Annotated in this window: 15 protein-coding genes; 13 read left to right on the top strand and 2 right to left on the bottom strand. The window is 65.7% G+C overall.

Annotated elements, in window-relative coordinates; all coding sequences use genetic code 11:
• Window positions 1-60 precede the first annotated feature (60 nt).
• The 3 genes from FBX97_RS07805 (at window position 61) to FBX97_RS07795 (ending at window position 2,380) form a co-directional block, all read left to right on the top strand.
• Complete coding sequence (locus FBX97_RS07805; RefSeq protein WP_141830074.1) at window positions 61-384, top strand: thioredoxin family protein; 324 nt, start codon at window positions 61-63, stop codon at window positions 382-384.
• Complete coding sequence (locus tag FBX97_RS07800; RefSeq protein ID WP_141830072.1) at window positions 381-1,688, top strand: MFS transporter; 1,308 nt, start codon at window positions 381-383, stop codon at window positions 1,686-1,688. The genes FBX97_RS07805 and FBX97_RS07800 overlap by 4 nt, the downstream gene beginning before the upstream one ends.
• A gap of 197 nt (window positions 1,689-1,885) precedes the next feature.
• A complete protein-coding gene (locus FBX97_RS07795; RefSeq protein ID WP_141830071.1) occupies window positions 1,886-2,380 on the top strand; it encodes a hypothetical protein in 495 nt (164 codons plus the stop codon).
• Window positions 2,381-2,478: 98 nt separating this feature from the next.
• Here FBX97_RS07795 and FBX97_RS07790 read toward each other — a convergent pair whose 3' ends face one another.
• Window positions 2,479-3,291, bottom strand: coding sequence for a YdiY family protein (locus FBX97_RS07790; RefSeq protein ID WP_141830069.1), 813 nt, complete (start codon window positions 3,289-3,291; stop codon window positions 2,479-2,481).
• A gap of 286 nt (window positions 3,292-3,577) precedes the next feature.
• Between FBX97_RS07790 and FBX97_RS07785 the strand changes: the two genes are divergently transcribed.
• The gene (locus tag FBX97_RS07785) at window positions 3,578-4,210 is read left to right on the top strand and encodes a response regulator (RefSeq protein ID WP_370457178.1); all 633 of its coding nucleotides are present in this window, start codon (window positions 3,578-3,580) and stop codon (window positions 4,208-4,210) included.
• A 302-nt stretch (window positions 4,211-4,512) separates the two neighbouring features.
• Complete coding sequence (locus FBX97_RS07780) at window positions 4,513-7,146, top strand: EAL domain-containing protein (RefSeq protein WP_185748503.1); 2,634 nt, start codon at window positions 4,513-4,515, stop codon at window positions 7,144-7,146.
• Window positions 7,147-7,223: 77 nt separating this feature from the next.
• Here the strand turns inward: FBX97_RS07780 and FBX97_RS07775 are convergent, their stop codons facing one another.
• Window positions 7,224-8,516: an NCS2 family permease gene (locus tag FBX97_RS07775; protein ID WP_141830064.1), complete on the bottom strand. Its 1,293-nt coding sequence runs from the start codon at window positions 8,514-8,516 to the stop codon at window positions 7,224-7,226.
• 343 nt (window positions 8,517-8,859) lie between these two features.
• Here FBX97_RS07775 and uxaC point away from each other — a divergent pair, with 343 nt between their 5' ends.
• The 8 genes from uxaC (at window position 8,860) to FBX97_RS07735 (ending at window position 20,099) form a co-directional block, all read left to right on the top strand.
• On the top strand, window positions 8,860-10,254 hold the full coding sequence (uxaC, locus tag FBX97_RS07770) for a glucuronate isomerase (protein ID WP_141830062.1): 1,395 nt from the start codon (window positions 8,860-8,862) through the stop codon (window positions 10,252-10,254).
• A 21-nt stretch (window positions 10,255-10,275) separates the two neighbouring features.
• Window positions 10,276-11,874, top strand: coding sequence for a UxaA family hydrolase (locus tag FBX97_RS07765; protein WP_141830060.1), 1,599 nt, complete (start codon window positions 10,276-10,278; stop codon window positions 11,872-11,874).
• Between the two features lie 78 nt (window positions 11,875-11,952).
• Entirely contained in the window at window positions 11,953-13,380 is a 1,428-nt protein-coding gene (locus FBX97_RS07760; RefSeq protein WP_141830058.1) for a tagaturonate reductase, read from the top strand.
• 121 nt (window positions 13,381-13,501) lie between these two features.
• Window positions 13,502-14,797 (top strand): MFS transporter, encoded by a 1,296-nt coding sequence (locus tag FBX97_RS07755; RefSeq protein ID WP_141830056.1) that lies wholly within the window; start codon window positions 13,502-13,504, stop codon window positions 14,795-14,797.
• Window positions 14,798-14,839: 42 nt separating this feature from the next.
• Entirely contained in the window at window positions 14,840-16,111 is a 1,272-nt protein-coding gene (locus FBX97_RS07750; protein ID WP_141830055.1) for a porin, read from the top strand.
• A gap of 42 nt (window positions 16,112-16,153) precedes the next feature.
• Window positions 16,154-18,274, top strand: coding sequence for a glycoside hydrolase family 28 protein (locus FBX97_RS07745; RefSeq protein ID WP_255517343.1), 2,121 nt, complete (start codon window positions 16,154-16,156; stop codon window positions 18,272-18,274).
• Window positions 18,275-18,389: 115 nt separating this feature from the next.
• Entirely contained in the window at window positions 18,390-19,343 is a 954-nt protein-coding gene (locus FBX97_RS07740; RefSeq protein WP_141830052.1) for a sugar kinase, read from the top strand.
• 36 nt (window positions 19,344-19,379) lie between these two features.
• The gene (locus tag FBX97_RS07735; protein WP_255517342.1) at window positions 19,380-20,099 is read left to right on the top strand and encodes a GntR family transcriptional regulator; all 720 of its coding nucleotides are present in this window, start codon (window positions 19,380-19,382) and stop codon (window positions 20,097-20,099) included.
• The last annotated feature ends 48 nt before the right edge of the window (window positions 20,100-20,147 follow it).

Raw genomic sequence — 20,147 nt, 5'->3', positions numbered from 1 at the left:
GGCAGCGTTTTGCGGTACTCTATTGTCATTGCCTCAACAAGACAGTAAAGGAGACCTTGCATGACCAAGCCCTATGACACCACCCAGCCCGAACGCGGCGCGATCGACGCGCATCCCGGTATCGTGGCTCTCGATTTCGGGACCAACTGGTGCGGTTACTGCAACGCCGCGCGCGACGACATCGCCTCTGCCGTGGCGGCCCATCCGCAGGCGGCGCACATCAAGGTCGAGGATGGACCGGGCCGGCCGCTGGGACGTTCGTTCCGCATCAAGCTGTGGCCGACGGTGGTGGTGCTCAAGGACGGCAAGGAAGTGGCGCGCGTGGTGCGCCCGGCGGACAGCCGCGAAGTCGCCGATGCACTGAGCCAGGCGGAGCGCGCATGAGCAAACAGCCGCCCCAGAGCGCAGGCAGCGCCACCAATCGCCCGGCCACCGTCCTGTTCGCCAGCCTGATCGGCACCACCATCGAATTCTTCGACTTCTATATCTACGCCACCGCCGCGGTGCTGGTGTTCCCGAAACTGTTCTTCCCGGCCGCCGACCCGGCCGCGGCCACGCTGTCGTCGCTGGCCACCTTCGCCATCGCGTTTTTCGCGCGTCCGGTCGGCTCGGCCGTGTTCGGCCACTTCGGCGACCGTATCGGCCGCAAGGCCACGCTGGTGGCGGCGCTGCTGACCATGGGCGTGTCCACCGTCGTGATCGGCCTGCTGCCGACCTACGCCACCATCGGCACCCTGGCGCCGCTGCTGCTCGCGCTGTGCCGTTTCGGCCAGGGCCTGGGCCTGGGCGGCGAATGGGGCGGGGCGGTGCTGCTGGCCACCGAGAACGCGCCGCCGGGCAAGCGCGCCTGGTACGGCATGTTCCCGCAGCTGGGCGCGCCGATCGGCTTCTTCCTGTCGGGCGGCATCTTCCTGCTGCTGTCGCAGGTGATGAGCGATGCCGACTTCTTCGCCTACGGCTGGCGCATTCCCTTCCTGTCGAGCGCGCTGCTGGTGCTCATCGGCCTGTACGTGCGCCTGAAAATCACCGAGACGCCGGCGTTCCAGGCGGTGCTCGACCGTAACGAGCGTGTCAAGCTGCCGGTGGCGGCGGTGCTGCGCGACCATACGCGTCCGCTGGTGCTGGGTACGCTGGCCGCGATGGCGACCTTCGTGATCTTCTACCTGATGACCGTGTTCACGCTGAGCTGGGGCACCACCGCGCTCGGCTACTCGCGCCAGCAGTTCCTGGTGCTGCAGCTGATCGCGATCGTGTTCTTCGGACTGACGATCCCGCTGGCGGCGGTGCTGGCCGACCGCCATGGCCGGCGCACGGCGATGATCCTGGTCTCGGTCGCGATCGCGGTCTTCGGCCTGGCGTTCGGGCCGCTGTTCGGCAGCGGCCAGCTGGCCGGCGTGGTGGCGTTCATGGTGATCGGACAGTGCCTGATCGGGATGACCTACGGCCCGCTCGGCACCTTGCTGTCGGAAATGTTCCCGGCCGAGGTGCGCTACACCGGCGCCTCGCTCACCTTCAACCTGGCCGGCATCCTGGGTGCTTCGCTGGCGCCCTACGTCGCCACCTGGCTGGCGAAAACCTACGGCCTGCAGTACGTCGGCTGGTACCTGAGCGCAGCCGCGCTGCTGAGCCTGATCGCACTGGCGCTGGCAGGTCCGTCGAAACAGGGCAGGGCGGCGGCCGCCTCCTGAGGCCAGCATCATGCCGCTGCACCGAGGCCGCGCCTCCGGTGCAGCTTTTATGCTGGCGAAATACCAAGGTAAGTTTCCTTCGTATCAACGAAATAGGGTGAAGTGTCTTAAAATTTCAACATAAAAGCATATCCGTGCGCTGTTCCGCATGCAAAAAAGATATGATTTGACCTCACTCAATATTTCGGAGAAGTACCATGCTCAAAACCGTCCTGCGTATCGCCACCGCATCCGTCCTGATGTCCGCAGCACTGTCCGCCACCGCCGGCCAGTCGAGCTATCAGGATCTGGAGCTCAACGGCACGCTGCAGGAAATCCCTGGCCCGTCGCTGCGTTGCGATTCGAAGTTCGGCGGCACCATCCTGGGCTACGGCGACAGCAATGTCCTGGGCAAGGTCACTTTCCTGTCGAGCGACTGCATCACCCCGAGCGGCACCTCGTTCACCTTCAGCGATGGCCGCTTCATGATCACCACGCTGACCGGCGAAATGCTGTTCGCGTCGTACAGCGGCCAGTTCGTGCCGACCGGCGAAGGCACCAACTACGTGTTCAGCAACGCGAGCTTCCAGATCACCGGCGGTACCGGCCGCTATGCCAAGGCAACCGGCGGCGGCGCGCTGCTGGGCGGCGAAGACATGGCAACCGGCAAGGGCAGCATCCAGCTGAAGGGCCAGGTCCTGCTGAAGAAGTAATGCAGCACTTGATGTAACACTGCATGAACGTGGTCCCGCGCAGGCGGGGACCACGTTCATTGGCCAAGCCTGGCGGCTAGGGTATGGCGCCAGAGAACTCAGAACGAATACACCAGCGTCAACGACGTCTGCGTATCGGTATTCTTCTTCTCATCCGGCACGTTCGTGTCGTTGCGCGCACTGAATGCCGCCTTCATCTGCATCGTGCCGTTGATCTTGGTGCTGAGCGACGTCTCGGCGACCGAGTGCATGTTCGAAGTCCCGCGCTCCACGCTCACGGTCTGGCTGAATGCCGCCGACGGACTCACGCGCCAGCGCAGCTGGGCGGCACCGCGCACCGTCAGGCCGGACTCGACACCGCCTTCCGACGTCACGCCATGGAACACGCCCGGACCGATTTCGACGTCGACCGTGCGGTCCTCGCGCCGCAGCATCTGGGTGCCGTAGCCGACCGACAGGCTCGAATAGCGGGTATAGGCGCCGAACTTGTCGCTGACGTGGGAGCCGAGCAGGAAGGCACGATTGCCGTCCTGCAGCAGCTTGTAGGCCGCCTTGGCCGAGACCGAGTAGCGCTGGGCCGAGCGGGTGCGGCTGCGGGTGCCGTCGCCGTTGTCGATCTCGTCCTCCTTGAAATAGCCGCTGAAGATGTACTCGTTGCTCCAGTTGCTCATTTCGTGGCGCGCGTCGACCTTGCCGGTCACCGAGGTGCCGCTGGTATTGCCGCTGGTGCTGATGGCGCCGAGTTCCGCCGAGGTGTACCAGTTGCTGCCCTCGGGGATCGGCTTGGACGGCGCCTGGGTGAAATAGGTGGACGACGGTGCGGTGGCGCCGAGGTCGTCGGGCGCGGCAGCGGCGCTGCCGGCGGCACTGGCCAGGGCCAGCGCCAGAATCGAGAAAGATTTCATAGGCATCTGTACGGCTGCCGTATGCGCCATGTGCGCGCCGGGTCGGCAGCGGACGATGGACAGCCTTCGTTCATGGATGGTCCACCGGTACGCTCGCGTCCGGCGGAGGCGCCATTGTAGCCCAAAGCATGGCGCGAGAACCTTTCGTGCATGAATTTTTATATCCAGGAGTTACCAGGCAAAGTATTACAATTGTTAAGTCATGAATCATTATGTTTGCAATGTCAGTCGACAGATGAAAGAATGCGCCCCGTTCGCTGACATACCAGCGTGGATGTAAGAAGGAAGCATTTTGATCAGGGTAGTCATCGCCGACGATCACGAATTGATCCGAGAAGGAATCAAGAAGATCGTAAGGCACAGCGCCGACCTCAAAATCGTCGGCGAGGCATCAGACCTGAAGCAGGCCCTCGCGTTGATCGCACAGGTACGGCCCGACGTGGTCGTGCTCGATATCAGCCTGCCCGACTACGACGGGCTCGATGGACTTGCCGAATTGCGGCGCCATTTCCCCACCTTGCGCGTGGTAATGCTCAGCATGCACCCGGAGGAGCGCTATGCATTGGCGGCGCTGCGCGCCGGCGCGCTCGGCTACGTCTCGAAGGCAGCCGCAGCCGCCGAACTGACCGAAGCCGTGCGCCGCGCCGCGCAGGGCGGGGCCTACCTCGGCCCGCGCGTCAGCGAACTGCTGGCCCGCGAGGCTGCCTGTCCGTCGCCGCGTCCGGCGCACCACAGCCTGACGACGCGCGAGGGCGAAATCGTTGCCCTGATCGGTTCCGGACTCCAGATCAAGCAGGTGGCCGCCGAGCTCGGGATCAGCATCAGTTCGGTGAATACCTATCGCAGCCGCATCTTCCGCAAGATGGGGCTGTCTTCGAATGCGGCACTGATCCGCTACGCGCTGCAACACGGCCTGGCCGGCTGAGCATGTCACATTTTGGCCAATATTGTTGAGTATAAGCAACATCATGTGAGCTCGTGCGTCGTTGAATTCGTTACAGTGCGCGTCCGATTCATGACGTTCCTAGCCCAGGATTCGACAGGGTTCGCCCTCGGAGAGCGCGAGCGCGGCAGCAGCCGGGACGCCCGGCATCTCGGCGTCAATACAAAGGTGTTGCTTGATCAATATCTTTGTAAATATTATTGTTTCGACATACTCGGTATCATGAATGCAAGTTATCGCGCCGCAAGATGCGTGCGTGGCGCGAGTTCATCGGTGACTGGACAATGAGAGCGAAGCAAGAAGAGACAATTTCCGGGAAGATCCGCATCCTAGTGGTGGAAGACAGCCCGACCCAGGCCCAGCACCTGACGCGCATGCTGAGCGAAGAAGCCGGCTGGGAAGTCGCGCTTGCGGCCGACGGCCTCGAGGCGCTGGCCCAGGTCGGGCGGCGCCGGCCCGACCTGATCGTCAGCGACATTGCCATGCCCGGGATGGATGGCTTCACCCTGTGCCGCACGCTGAAGGCAGATCCCGGGTACGCTGGCATCCCGGTCCTGCTGCTGACCCGGCTGAGCACGCTGCAGGATATCGTGCGCGGCCTCGAAGCCGGCGCCGATGCCTTTGTCCGCAAACCCTACGAAGCCGCCGAGCTGCGCACCCGGATGCGCCGTCTGCTGCGCCGCAACGAGGATGGCGACGCCGCCGGCGAACCGGCCGGCCTCGAGCTGATGGCGGCCGAACGCCGCCAGATCTTCGACCTGCTTAACGCCACCCATGACGAGACCCTGCGCATGAATGCCGCGCTCGCCGAAAAGCAGGCGGGGCTGGAACAATCGGTGCGTGCGCTGGCCGTGCTGGGCACGATCGCCGGCGCGCTCAACGCCGCCATGAGCGAAGACGCGGTGGCGCTGGCCGCGGTCGAGCATCTTGCGGCCTTGCAGGGCATCAAGGCGGCGGGCCTGAGCGTCTTCGACGCCGGCGGCGATACGCGGCTGCTGGCGGCGCGCGGCTTCGGCGAGGCGCCCGAGGCGCTCCCGCCCGGGGCCTGGCACCTGCCGCTGCCGCCAGGGCCGGACGGGGTGCCGGCCGGCATGCTGCACCTGCTGCCGTCGGCACCGCTGGCGGACGAGTGCCGCAGCCTGCTCGACAGCATCGCCAGGCAGGTCGCCCCGGCGCTCGCGCGGGCGCGCCGGTATGCGCACATGGAAGCGCTGGTGGTCGAGCGTACCGACGCGCTGCGCTCGGAGCGCAACCGGCTGTCTGCCGTGGTCGAGACCGCGGGCGCGCTGGTCCTGCTGACCGATCCGGCAGGACGCATCGTGATGTTCAACCGCGCCTGCGAGGAAACCCTGGGCTGGCCGGTCGCCGAGGCCATCGGCAGGCCATGCTGGGAGGTGCTGCGCGGCGCCCACGACGAGGACGTGCTGCAGCGCATGTTCGGCCAGCTGGCCGCCGGCAGCCTGCCGGCCCGGCTGCAGGGCGAGTTCCGCACCCGCGGCGGCGAACTGCGCAACATCATCTGGAACCACGCCCGCCTCGAGCGCGCCGACGGCAGCATCGAATACGTGCTCGGTACCGGCATCGACACCACGGAACTGCGCGGCGCCGAAGCGCGCCTGCGCTACGTCAGCAACTTCGACACCCAGACCGGCCTGCCCAACCGCCTGCTGCTGCGCGACCGCCTGCGCCAGATGCAGGGGCAGGCCAAGGCCACCGGCCAGGTACTCGGCTTCATGCTGCTGCGCTTCGTGCGCATGCCGCTGATCCGCGAGACGCTGGGGCCGAACGCCGACCAGGTGCTGGTCCAGCAGGCCGGGGCACGGATGCGTGAAATCGGCAACGGCGACGCCGTGGCGCGCTTTTCGGACGGCAGTTTCGTGCTGGTGGCCGTGCGGCCGGACAACGAGGCACTTGCCGCCGCCGCGCGCCGCCTGCTGGCCGCGCTCGGCGCGCCCTACGCGTATGGCAGCGAAGAGCTGCACATGGACCCCTGCGTCGGCATTGCCGTCTATCCGAACGACGGCGACAACTACGAAACACTGGTGCGCAGTGCCGAAGCGGCCCAGCGCCTGGCCGCCGACGGCGTCGTCCACCGCTACGCCTTCTACCGCCCGGAGCTGAACCGCGATGCAAGCGACCGTTTCAGGATGGAGACCGCGCTGCGGCGTGCGGTCGACCGCAACGAACTGGTACTGCACTACCAGCCCCAGGTCGATCTGGCGAGCGGCGCCATCGTCGGCGCCGAGGCACTGCTGCGCTGGAACCATCCGGAACGCGGCATGGTCTCGCCCGGCACCTTCATCGCGCTGGCCGAGGAGAGCGGCCTGATCCTGCCAATCGGTACCTGGGTGCTGATGACCGCCTGCGCCCAGATCCGCTACTGGCAGGAAGCCGGGCTACCGGTAGTGCCGGTGTCGGTGAACCTGTCGGTCTACCAGTTCTCCGACGAGATCGTCGGCACCCTGAAGTTCATCCTGGAAGCCTACGGGGTCGATCCGGCACTGCTGGAACTGGAGCTGACCGAAAGCGCGTCGATGGCCGACGCCGGCAAGAGCTACGAACTGCTGGCCCAGCTCAAGGCGATGGGCATCCGCCTGGCCATCGACGACTTCGGCACCGGCTACTCCAACCTGAACTACCTGAAACGCTTCCCGGTCGACAAGCTCAAGCTCGACAAGTCCTTCGTCGACGACATCCTCGAGGACGACAACGACCTCGCCATTTCGCGCGCCGTCATCGCGATGGCGCATGGCCTGCGCCTGACCGTGGTCGCGGAAGGCGTCGAGACAGCCGGCCAGCTGGCCATGCTGGCCGAAATGGGGTGCGACATCATCCAGGGGTATTACTACAGCAAGGCGGTGGCGCCGGACGAGTTTGCGCGCATGCTGAGCGAAGGGCTGGTGCCGGCGCAGGCTTGACGGGTGACATCACGCGGGCGGCGTCACGCGAGTGGCGCCGCCCGGCTTTGGCGAAGATCGGACGTACCTAAGCCGCGTCAGGTGCCGACGTAGACGATCTTGAAAGTGAACAGCGCCGCGATCACCCAGATCACCGGCGCCACGTCGCGCGCGCGGCCGGTGGTCAGCTTCAGCGCCGCATAGGTGATGAAACCGAAGGCGATGCCCTCGGCGATCGAATAGGTGAACGGGATCACCAGCGCGGTGATGGCGGCCGGGATCGCTTCGGTGGTATCGCCCCATTCGATGTCGCCCAGGTCGCGCAGCATCAGGCAGGCCACGAACAGCAGGGCCGGGGCAGTGGCGTAGGGCGGTACCACGCCGGCCAGCGGCGCGATGAACAGGCAGGCCAGGAACAGCACGGCCACCGTCAGCGCGGTCAGGCCGGTGCGGCCGCCGGCCTGCACGCCGGCCGCGCTTTCCACGTAGGCGGTGGTGCTCGAGGTGCCGAGCGCCGCACCGGCCACGATGGCGGCGCTGTCGGCCAGCAGGGCCTTGTTCAGGCGCTCCATCTTGCCCTCCACCAGCAGCCCGGCGCGGCTGGCCACGCCCATCAGGGTACCGGTGGCGTCGAACAGCTCGACCAGGAAGAACACCAGGATCACGTTCAGGATGCCGACCGCCAGCGCGCCCGGGATGTCGAGGGCGAGGGCGGTAGGGGCGATCGACGGCGGTGCCGAGACCAGGCCGTGGAAGGTGTTACCGCCGAAGAAGAAGCTCAGGACCGTCACCACCACGATGCCGATCAGGATCGCGCCGCGCACACGCAGGCGGTCCAGGGTGACGATCAGCAGGAAGCCGATCACGGCCAGGATCGCGCCCGGCTGGTGCAGGTCGCCGGCCTTGACCAGGGTCGCCGGATTGGCCACCACGATGCCGGCATTCTTGAGTGCGATGAGTGCAAGGAACATCCCCAGGCCGACCGTGATCGCCACGCGCAGCGAGTGCGGGATGCCGTTGACGATCATCGCGCGCAGGCCGAACAGCGACGCCAGGATGAACAGGCAGCCGGAAATGAATACCGCGCCCAGCGCCGCCTGCCACGACACCCCCATGCCCTGGACCACCGCATACGCGAAGTAGGCATTCAGGCCCATGCCGGGCGCCATCGCGATCGGGTAGTTGGCGTACAGGCCCATCACCGCGCTGCCGAGGGCCGCGACCAGGCAGGTGGCGACGAACACGGCATCCTTCGGCATCCCGGCGTCGCCGAGGATCGAGGGATTCACGAAGATGATATAGGCCATGGTCAGAAACGTGGTCAGACCGGCCAGCATCTCGGTACGGACGTCGCTGCCGCTTTCTCTGAGCTTGAAAAGGCGTTCAAACATGGGGGATGGTTCCTTGGTGGTTCATTGGTGTTGTATCCGTGCGTCTTTATAGGGACGGCCGAAGCATAACATCCCGCGTCCGGGCGGTCACACTTCATTGATCGTTTGTCATTCATTGAAAATTTTTATTTCTAGATAGAACAAAGTAGAGATTGGTTGGGCCAAAATGGTTTATGCGCGATAATGAACTGAACGGTTTCGTTGTTTGGTCTGACCAATTTAGCTGTTTTGTTACTTTCCGAGAACGAAAGACCTTGCGTATGTAATATATTAGGCATACCATTCTGATATATCAGAACGCCGACCGAGGGCGCAACGCAACCAAGCGCAAGGAGCAACAAGCATGACCGCATTCATGGACAAGGATTTCCTCCTCACCACCGACGTCGCCCGCAAGCTGTACCACGAAGTGGCGGCCGACCTGCCGGTGATCGACTACCACTCGCACCTGCAGCAGGGTGAAATTGCCGAGCGCAAGAAGTTCCGCAACATTGCCGAACTCTGGCTGGCCGGCGACCACTACAAATGGCGCCTGATGCGCACCGCCGGCGTCGCCGAGGAATACTGCACCGGCAACCGCAGCGACCGCGAAAAGTTCGATGCCTTCTGCAAGGTCCTGCCGCTGGCCATCGGCAACCCGATCTACCACTGGAGCCACCTGGAACTGCGCCGCATCTTCGGCATCGACCTGATCATCAATGAAAAGAATGCCGACGCGATCTGGGAACAGGCCAACGCCAAGCTGGCCGGGATGGACACCTGGTCCTTCCTGGAGCAGGCCAAGGTCGAAATCGCCTGCACCACCGACGACCCGGCCGACGACCTGCTGCAGCACGCCGAGATCGCCAATTCCGGCCTGAAGACCCGGGTGCTGCCGGCCTACCGTCCCGACAATGCCATGCGCATCAGCAAGGAAGGTTTCGCCGACTACGTGACCCGCCTGTCCGCGGTGGCCGACATCAAGATCGATTCCTTCGCCTCGATGATGGCGGCGCTGGCCAGGCGCGTGGAATTCTTCCACGCCCGCGGCGGCCGTATCTCCGACCACGCCATCGACATGCCGCTGCCGGTCGTCGCCGCCACTCCGGACCAGCTGGAATCCATCTTTGCCCGCCGCATCGCCGGCGAAACGCTGTCGGAGCTGGAACAGGCCCAGTACCTGCGCGGCCTGCTGGAAAGCATCGGCACCGTGTATGCAAAATTCGGCTGGACCATGTGCTTCCACATCGGCGCCATGCGTTCCAACAACCTGCGCATGCTGCAGACCCTGGGACCGGACACCGGCTTCGACTCGATCTCGGACATGACCACCTCGAACGGCCTGGTGTCCCTGCTGTCGGCGCTGGACGCCAACGACCAGCTGCCGAAGACCATGCTGTTCAACCTGAACCCGGCCATGAACGAAGTGCTGTCGACCATGATCGGCAACTTCCAGGACGGCAGCGTCGCCGGCAAGGTGCAGTTCGGCCCGGCCTGGTGGTTCAACGACCATAAACTGGGCAACCTGGCGCAGATCCTGGCTTTCGGCAACCACTCGGTGCTGGGCGTCTTCGTCGGCATGGTGACCGACTCGCGCAGCTTCGCGTCCTACCCGCGCCACGACTACTTCCGCCGCCTGGTGTGCCGCCAGTTCGGCGAATGGGTCGAGGGCGGCGAATACCCCAACGACTTCGAGGCGCTGTCGACCATCGTGCGCGGCATCTGCTACGAAAACGCAAAGAACTATTTCGGCCTTTAAGAAAGAGCAGGGCGCACCTTCATGCAAAAAGTAATCTGCATTCACCCGGACGACAGCATGCTGGTCGCCCTGACCGACCTGAACCCGGGTGAAGTCGTCACGTGGAACGACGAGAACATCCTCGTCGCCACGCCGATCAAGACCAAGCACAAGCTGGCCCGGCACGCGTTCGCGGTCGGCGACCTGCTGACCATGTACGGCGTCACCGTCGGCAAGGCGACCCAGCCGATCAGGAAGGGCGAGGCGGTCACCACCGAGAACCTGGCCCACCATGCGGCGGAAGTCGAAATCGGGGAGTCAAAGCCCTACACCTGGACCCCGCCGGACGTGGCCGACCTCGCCGGCGCCACCTTCGACGGCGTGGTGCGCGCCGACGGCCGCGTCGGCACCGCCAATTACTGGCTGATCTTCCCGCTGGTGTTCTGCGAGAACCGCAACGTCGAGCACCTGCGCAATGCGCTCGAACGTCCGCTCGGCTACGCCCAGGACGACCTGGCGTCGCTGACGTTCCAGCTGCTGGGCGAGGACATGGAGGCGCCGAAGCCGGTGGTGCGTCCGTTCCCGAACCTCGACGGCGTGCGCGTCATCACCCACAACGGCGGCTGCGGCGGCACCCGCGCCGACGCCCGCTCGCTGTGCCGCGTGCTGTCCGCCTACGCCGACCACCCGAACGTGGCCGGCATCACCGTGTTCTCGCTGGGCTGCCAGAACGCCCAGATCGCCATGTTCAAGGAAGCGCTGGCCAAGCAGAATCCGAATTTCGACAAGCCGGTGCTGATCTATGAACAGCAGCAGTGGGACAGCGAAGAAAAGATGATGAAGGCGGTGCTGCAGGACACCCTGTCGCACCTGAAGGAAGCCAACAAGGTCACCCGCCGGCCGGTGCCGCTGTCGCACCTGAAGATCGGCGTGAAATGCGGGGGCTCCGACGGCTTCTCGGGCATTTCGGCGAATCCGGCGATGGGCTACGTGTCGGACATGGTGGTCGCCGTCGGCGGGTCCTCGATCCTGGCCGAGTTCCCGGAACTGTGCGGCGTCGAAGCCAATCTGATCGAGCGCTGCGTGGAAGACGAGGACAAGCGCCGCTTCCTGGGCATGATGCGCGACTTCGAGCAGCGCGCGCTGGCGGTCGGCACCCATTTCGCCGACAACCCGAGCCCGGGCAACATCCGCGACGGCCTGATCACCGACGCCATGAAGTCGGCCGGCGCCGCCAAGAAGGGCGGCACCTCGCCGATCGTCTCGGTGCTGGACTACGCCGAGCAGACCGACAAGCCGGGCCTGTCCCTGCTGTGCACCCCCGGCGGCGACGTCGAATCCGTCACCGGCATCGTGGCCTCGGGCGCCAACGTGGTTCTGTTCTCGACCGGCCTCGGCACCCCGACCGGCAACCCGATCGTGCCGGTGCTGAAAATCTCGAGCAATACCCGGGTCGCCAACAAGCTGTCGGACATGATCGACTACGACTGCGGTCCGGTCATCGAAGGCAAGCCGCTGCCGGACGTCGCGCGCGGGCTGTTCGACATGGTGGTGGCCACCGCCGGCGGCAAGTACACCTGCAAGGCGGATCGCCTGCAGCAGTACGACTTCATCTTCTGGAAGCGCGATATTTCCCTTTGATGGAGCGCGGGTAGGGTGGACGGCTCCGCCGTCCACGCGGACGCAGGCATCACGCGAACAGCTATAAGAAAGAGACACATGCAACAACTGAAACGCAGCGCCCCGTTCGCGCTGCCCATCAAGATCCTCCAGTTCGGCCAGGGCAACTTCATGCGCGGCTTCTTCGACTGGCAGATCGACCTGCTGAACGAGCGCACCGGCCTGGATGCCGGCGTGGTGGTGGTGCGCCCGCGCGGCGGCTCGGCGGCGCCGCTGCTGGACACCCAGGACGGCCTGTTCACCGTGCTGGTGCGCGGCCTGAACGAAGCCGGCGAGCCGGTCAAGGCCTACCGCACCGTCGAATGCGTGCAGCGCGAGATCGACCCCGGCACCGCGTACGCCGACTACCTGGCGCTGGCTTCGAATCCCGACCTGCGCTTCGTGGTGTCGAACACCACCGAAGCCGGCATCGCCGTCAACCAGACCGACCGCATCGACGATGCGCCGCCAGCCACCTTCCCGGCCAAGCTCACCCAGCTGCTGTTCAGGCGCTATCAAGCCTTCGAAGGCGCCAGGGACAAGGGCCTGGTGCTGCTGCCGTGCGAGCTGATCGACAGGAACGGCCCGGCGCTGAAAGCCGCGGTACTGCACTTTGCCGCACTATGGTCGCTGGAACCGGGCTTCGCCGAGTGGATCGAGGATGCCTGCACCTTCTGCTCGACCCTGGTCGACCGCATCGTCACCGGCTACCCGGCGGGCGACGCCGAGAAGATCAAGGAGGAACTGGGCTACGACGATCCCTTCCTGGTGTCTGCCGAATACTATTACCTGTTCGTGATCCAGGGCCCGTCCTGGGTCGGCGACGAGCTCAAGCTGCAAGGTGCCGATCTCAACGTCAAGCTGGTCGACGACATCACGCCCTACAAGAAGCGCAAGGTCGGCATCCTCAACGGCGGCCACACCACGCTAGTGCCGGTGGCCCTGCTGGCCGGCCTGGAAGCGGTCGGCCCGGCGGTCGACGACAGCGGCGTCGGCCCTTTTCTGCGCGCCGCGATTGCGGACGAGATCATTCCGGCGCTCGAGATGGACCGCAAGGAACTGGCAGCCTTCGCCGACGACGTCCTGCTGCGCTTCCGCAACCCCTCCATCCACCACCGCCTGGCCTCGATCGCCCTGAACAGCTGGAGCAAGTTCGCCGCGCGCGTGATGCCGCAGCTGCTGCGCTACGCCGAGCTGAACGCCGGCCGCCTGCCGCGCCGCCTGGTGCTGGCCCTGGCCGCGACCATGGTGCTGTACCGCGGCGACCTGATCGAGCTGTCCGACGATCCGGCCAACCTCGACTGGTTCCGCCAGGCCTGGCCGAAGGTCGACAGCGGCGCATGGTCGATGGCGCAGCTGGCCTCGGGCTGGCTGGCCAATGCCAAGCTGTGGGGCAGGGACCTGAACGAGGTCCCCGGCCTGACCTACGCGGTCACGGTCGCCCTCGAGCAGATCAGGCGGCGCGGCATCCGCGAACTGCTGGGCTGACCGGCAGCGGCTGAACCCACCCGAACGGAAGCGATAGAGAAGCCGCGAACGCGCAAGCGTGCAGCGGCCCGGGACCTTGCGCGCCTGCCGGTGCGTAAAAACAGGATTTGGAGGACACGACATGAAGAAAATGAAAGGCATGCGCTGGTGGATGGTGGGCCTGGTGACGCTCGGCCTGATCGTCAACTACCTGGCGCGCAATACGCTGTCGGTGGCGGCGCCGACCATGATGACGGACCTGAACTTCGACAAGCAGGAGTACTCGTACATCGTGGTCGCGTGGCAGGTCTGCTATGCGCTGATGCAGCCGATCGCCGGCTACGTGCTGGATGCGGTCGGCACCAAGATCGGCTTCGCCGTGTTCGCACTGGCGTGGTCGGTGGCCTGCGCCTGCGCCGCCTTCTCCAGCGGCTGGAAAAGCATGGCCTTCTTCCGCGGCCTGCTCGGCCTGACCGAAGCAGCCGGCATCCCGGCCGGCGTCAAGGCCACCACCGAATGGTTCCCGCCGAAGGAACGCTCGGTCGCCATCGGCTGGTTCAACATCGGCTCCTCGATCGGCGCCCTGTGCGCGCCGCCGCTGGTGGTCTGGACCATCCTGCACGGCGGCTGGCGCATGTCCTTCGTGGTGGTCGGCGCCATCGGCGTGGTCTGGACGCTGCTGTGGGTGCTGTTCTACAAGCACCCGCGCGACCAGCAGAAGCTGACCGACGCCGAACGCTACCTCATCCTGTCGGGCCAGGACGACCGGCCGCAGGACAAGGTCGCCAAGGCCTCGTGGAAGCAGATCGTCAGGAGCAGCAACTTCTGGTCGGTCGCGATCCCGCGCTTCCTGTCGGAACCGGCCTGGCAGACCTTCAACGCCTGGATCCCGCTGTACATGGCCACCGAACGCCACATGGACCTGAAGGAGATCGCCGCCTTCGCCTGGCTGCCTTTCCTGGCCGCCGACATCGGCTGCGTGCTGGGCGGCTACCTGTCGCCGATCATCCACAAGCGCTTCAAGATTTCGGTATTCGCCTCGCGCAAGTGGGTGGTCGGCATCGGCGCCGTCTGCATGATCGCGCCGGGCTGCGTCGGCCTGGTGGCGAGTCCGTACACCGCGATCCTGCTGCTGTGCATCGGCGGCTTCGCGCACCAGACCCTGTCCGGCGCGCTGTACTCGATCACTTCCGACGTGTTCGGAAGACACGAAGTGGCGACCGCCACGGGCCTGGCCGGCATGTCCGGCTACCTGGGCGCAACGCTGTTCACCCTGCTGTTCGGCATCGCGGTCACGCACGTGGGCTTCAGCCCGCTGTTCGGCGTACTGGCCGTGTTCGACCTGCTGGCGGCAGTCGTGGTGTGGCTGATGGTGCGCGAACGCGGACCGCAACCGCCCCTGGGCATCACCCCGTCGACAACGGCGGCGCAATCCTGAGTTTCGTTGTACTAACCCAAGCAAGAAGACAAGAGATTTCAAATGACGCACTTTATCTCCAGGAAGACCATCCTGGCGGCGGCCGCCCTGGCATGCCTTTCGAACGCTGCGCTGGCGCAAACCACGCTCGGTGAACTCGCCAACCTGAAAGTGGACACCACGATCTACGGTTTCCTGAACGGCCAGCTGGAATCGGTCCAGGCCGAAGGCGGCGCGACCCCCTACAGCAGCCGCGGCCGCGTTTCGGACGGTAATTCGCGCCTCGGCTTCCGTGGCAACATCGGCGTGACCGACGACCTGAAGGGCGTGTGGCAGATCGAGGCCGCGCTCAACAACTTCGACCAGGGCGGCGTGAACAACCGCGGCGAATCCTCGACCCTGACCTCGCGCAACACCTACGTCGGCATCGAAAGCAAGCGTTTCGGCCAGTTCGTGGTCGGCAACAACGACTCGGTGTATCGCAGCCTGATCGGCTCGGGCGGCGAGTTCGGCGGCAACCTCGGCCTGACCGTGCACGGCCTGGACGTGTGGAACAACACCTCGGCCCAGATGTCGGGCAACACCGACAGCATCTTCTCGCGCGGCGAAGCGCGCTACAAGAACTCGGCCCACTACGTGTCGCCGGAATATTACGGCCTCCAGGTCGGCGCCTCCTACGGCTTCGACGAAGACCAGGCCAGCAACACCAACCGCGGCCGCTGGTCGGTCGCCGCCAAGTACACCTGGGGCCCGCTGACCGTCGGCGCCGGCTACGACCGCCAGAACAACACCGGCATCGATACCACTGCGCTGACCGAAGGCTACGGCTTCCGCCTGATGGATTCGTCGGGCGTGAAGACCGAGTTCGCCAAGGTGATCGCCCGCTACAAGCTGCATACCGGCACCACCATCGGCCTCGGCTTCGAACAGGGCAAGTACGGCTTCGAAGACGCCGCGGTCCCGACCTCGGGCGACTTCTACAGCGGCGTCGCCTACGGCACCGCCAAGCAGAACGCCGCCATGATCTCGATCGCCCAGGACATCGGCAAGCTCAGCGTCATGGGCTCGGCCGGCAAGCTGTTCAACCTGAAGAACGCCACCTTCGGCAGCCCGCAGGACTACAGCGCCAACCAGTACTCGCTGGGCGCGATCTACAACTTCAACCGCCTGCTGGCCCCGTACGTGTACTACACCAAGATCCGCAACCACGCCCAGCAGAACGTGAACCTGGGCCAGTCGCCGATCGACAGCAACAACATCGGCCGCGACGACGCCTTCCTGGCCCCCGGCAACAGCCCGCGCGCCTTCGGCATCGGCCTGATCGCCCGCTTCTAATTTGCTGCATTTACCAGAAATACAAAGAGACACACAATGACCATGCAACAGACCAAAATCGTCCTGCCGATGCTCGTCATCGCAGCCTCGCTGGCCGCCTGCGGCGGCGGTGGCGGCGGTGGCTCGGACGCCGCGAAAGTGAGCTACAGCGCGGGCGCCGTCTACCAGGTCGGCACCACCACCTTCGACCCGGACCTGCCGGCCGAGCCGAAGCTGCCGACCGACGCCCAGGTGTGCGCCACGCTGGAAGCCTCGCCCAAGCTGGTGCGCCGTCCCGACGGCTCGCTGCCGCCGGAAGCCGATCCATCCAAGGCCGGCGTTGCCGTCGCCGTCGACCGCGCCGTCGTCAACCCGGACCAGGACCGCATCCAGGCGGCGCTGAACGCCTGCGGCGGCGCCGTGGAAGCCGAAGTCGGCGCCAGGATCGCCGCGGCCGATGCCGCCGCCACCGCGTCGCAGAAGGCCGCCAACGTGGCCAACGTCAACATCGCCGGCGTGTCGGGCGAGGAACTGGCCAAGCCGGACTACAAGGCCAGCAAGTTCGCGGTGCGCCTGGTGGTGAATGCGAGTGGCGTGGGCGACAGCTTCATCTCCGGCCCGCTGACCCTGCCGTCCGGCGTGACGCTGTGGATCGACAAGGGCGTGACCCTGTACGGTACCCGCGACGCCGCCGCCTATGTGGCCGACAAGACCACGGGCAAGTACTGCGCCAACACCGCGACCTCGGCCACCAAGGCCGGATCTTCCAGCAACTGCCTGCCGCTGATCGGCGGCGACAATCTGGTCAACTCGGCCGTGATGGGCGACGGCGCGATCGACAGCCGCGGCTACGCCGAGATCGTCACCACCGACGCGCTGTACCCGATCATGAAGGTCGACATGACCTGCTCGAACACCTATGCGGCCTGGCTCACGGGCAAGAAGGCGGCCGACGGCACTTCCTGCGACAACGGCGGTACCTTCGTCGACTCGAAATCGTCGGTGCGCAACATGACCTGGTGGGACCTGGCCTTCCTGGGCAACATGGTCCAGAACGGCACCACCGGCTACGGCTCGCAGTCGAACTTCCGGATGATGGTGTTCAACTATGCGAAGAACCTGACCCTGTACCGCATCAGCCTGAACAACAGCGCCAATTTCCACGTCGTGCCGAGCGGCATCGATGGCCTGACGGTGTGGGGCGTGAAGGTGCAGACGCCGTCGCTGGCGGCCTTTGCCAACCCGGCCGGCAACGGCAATCCGCTGTACAACGGCGACACCTTCACCGAAGACAACGTCAAGAACACCGACGCCTTCGACCCGGGTTCGGCCTCGAAAGCCACCTCGGTGGCCCTGACCACCGGCAGCACGACCAAGTCGGCGGCCAAGATGTCCTTCGACGGCTACCTGAAGAACTTCGTGTTCGCCTATAACTACGTGTCGACCGGCGACGACGACATGGCGTTCAAGGGCAGCCAGAACCCGAGCCCTAGCGGTTCGGGCCTGCCGGGCATCGACGGCGCGCGCGACGTCCGTGCCGACCGCAAGTCGGGCATGATCGTGGCCCACAACCACATCTACTACGGCCATGGCATCTCGGTCGGCTCCGAAACCAACGCCGGCGTCAAGAACCTGGACATCTACGACAACGCGTTCTGGGATTCCGAAGAGGGCCTGCGCATCAAGTCGGACTACGCCCGCGGCGGTGAAGTCAGCAATGTTCGCTACAAGAACATCTGCATCAAGGAAGGCCTGAACGCGCTGCTGTTCACGCCTTACTACTCGACCAAGGCACTGCCGGCGGCCGGCCCGCTGTTCCCGAACTTCCATGACATCACCATGGAAAACGTGCGCATCCAGGGCAAGAGCGCGGTCAAGCTGCAGGGCTTCCAGGCCAACACCGGCGGCTACAACAACCCGCAGTACCCGCTCGGCATGACCATGACCAACGTCGTCGCCGACTCGCCGGACGAGATCACGCTGACCACCTCGGATGCCAACCTGACGATCAAGGGCGTCAACCTGCCGCTGATCGCCAATGCCGAGAACCGCAACGTGATCAACGGCGTGCCGACCAAGGCGGTCGACCCGTCCAAGGTCGTGGATTGCTCGAAGGCCTACGTCGACTTCCCGTCGATCGGCGCATCGAACTTCTTCGGTTCGACCTGGGCCTCGCGTAAATAAGCGGTAACATCGGTGCCCGGCAGCACCCGGGTGCCACTGGAGCCCCGCTTGCCCCACGGCGGGCGGGGCTCTTGATTTTAATCTCGACAACACAGTACACGACAAGAGGAGCACGATGCAAGCCCAAACCGTTTACGCCATCGGCGAATGCATGATCGAGCTGCAGCGCAGCGCCGCCGGCAGCAGCGCAGGCCATGCCGCGACCATGGATTACCGCTTCGGCGGCGATACCCTGAACGCCGCCGTCTACATGGCGCGCCTGCTCGATCCGGCCAGAGTGCGCGTCGCCTACGTCACCGGACTGGGCGTGGACGGCATGTCGGCCGAGATGCTGGCCAGCTGGGAACGCGAGGGCATCGACACCGCCTGCGTGCAGCGCCTGCCGGAGCGCCTGCCGGGCATCTACATGATCGAGACCGACCCCGACGGCGAACGCCGCTTCCACTACTGGCGCAAGGATTCGGCCGCGCGCCACTGGCTGGAAGCGCCGGAGGCCGGCAAGGTGCTGGTGCAGCTTGCCGCGTCGCCGATGGTGTACCTGTCGGGCATCAGCCTGGCGATCCTGGCGCCGGCCGACCGCGAACTGCTGATCGCGGCGCTGGCGCAGTGCCGCGCACGCGGCGGCCGCGTGGTCTTCGACAACAATTACCGGCCGCGCCTGTGGGAAAGCGCCGAGACCGCGCGCGAGGTCTACCGCCGCGTGCTGGCCAACACCGACATCGCGCTGCTGACCCTGGACGACGAGATCGCCCTGTACGGCCAGGAAAGCGTGCAGCAGGTGATCGAGCGCACCCGCGGCTACGGCGTTGCCGAAGTCGTGGTCAAGTGCGGTGCCGACCCCTGCGTGGTGTGGGCCGAGGACAGCCTGCACGAGGTGGCCCCGGAACCGGTGCAGGACGTGGTCGACACCACGGCGGCCGGCGATTCCTTCGGCGCGGCCTACATGGCGGCGCGTTTGTCGGGCAAGGATCCGCAGGAAGCGGCCAGGGCAGGCCACCGCCTGGCGGGTGCCGTGATCCGCGTGCGCGGTGCCATCATCCCGCTCGATGCCATGCCGGCGCCGCTGTGACGCTAGAATGCCCGGGTTTTCGCTAGACTACGATCCATGAATACGCCGACACCACCGCAATCCCTTGCCGACCCCTGCATCACGGCCGCGCGCCGGGTCTACCTGTGCCTGCGCCAGCGCATCGTCGGTATGACCATGCTGCCGGGCGAACGCGTCGTCGAACGCGACATCGCCGAGGAGTTCGGCACCAGCCGCACCCCGGTGCACGAAGCCGTGCAGCGCCTCGCCGACGAAGGCCTGATCGAGGTCATCCCGCGCTCCGGCACCTTCGTCGCCCGCATCCCGCTGGATGCGCTCGAAGAAGCCAACCTGGTACGCCATGCGCTGGAAACCGCGATCATCGAAAAGGCGGCGCTGCGGGCCGGCGCCGAGGGCGTGGCGCGCCTGCGTGCGACCCTGGCCGAGCAGGAAACGGCGATCGCCGCCAACGACCTGCACGGCTTCCACCGCACCGACGAGGGCTTCCATGCGCTGCTGGCGGAGCTGTCCGGCTATCCCGGGGTGTGGCCGATCATCCAGCAGGCCAAGACGCAAATGGACCGTTACCGCCAGCTGACCCTGCCGCTGGAAGGCAGGATGGCGGGCGTGCTCGAGGAGCACCGGGCGGTGGTGGACGCGATCGAGGCCCAGGATCCGGCGCGTGCCCGGGCCGCGCTGCTGGACCACCTCGACCACGTGATGCCGGTGCTGGAAGTCACGCGCAAACTGCGTCCCGAGTTCTTTACCGCCCATCTTAATGGCCGCCCGCCGCGTTGAAGGCGGCGGCATCCGGATGCCGCCGCGGCGCGACGCGCGGCAGTCGCG

The organism is Herbaspirillum sp. SJZ107, assembly GCF_006715485.1.
Taxonomy (GTDB): Bacteria; Pseudomonadota; Gammaproteobacteria; order Burkholderiales; family Burkholderiaceae_D; genus Telluria.
This window is presented reverse-complemented; position numbering and strand designations above follow the sequence as displayed.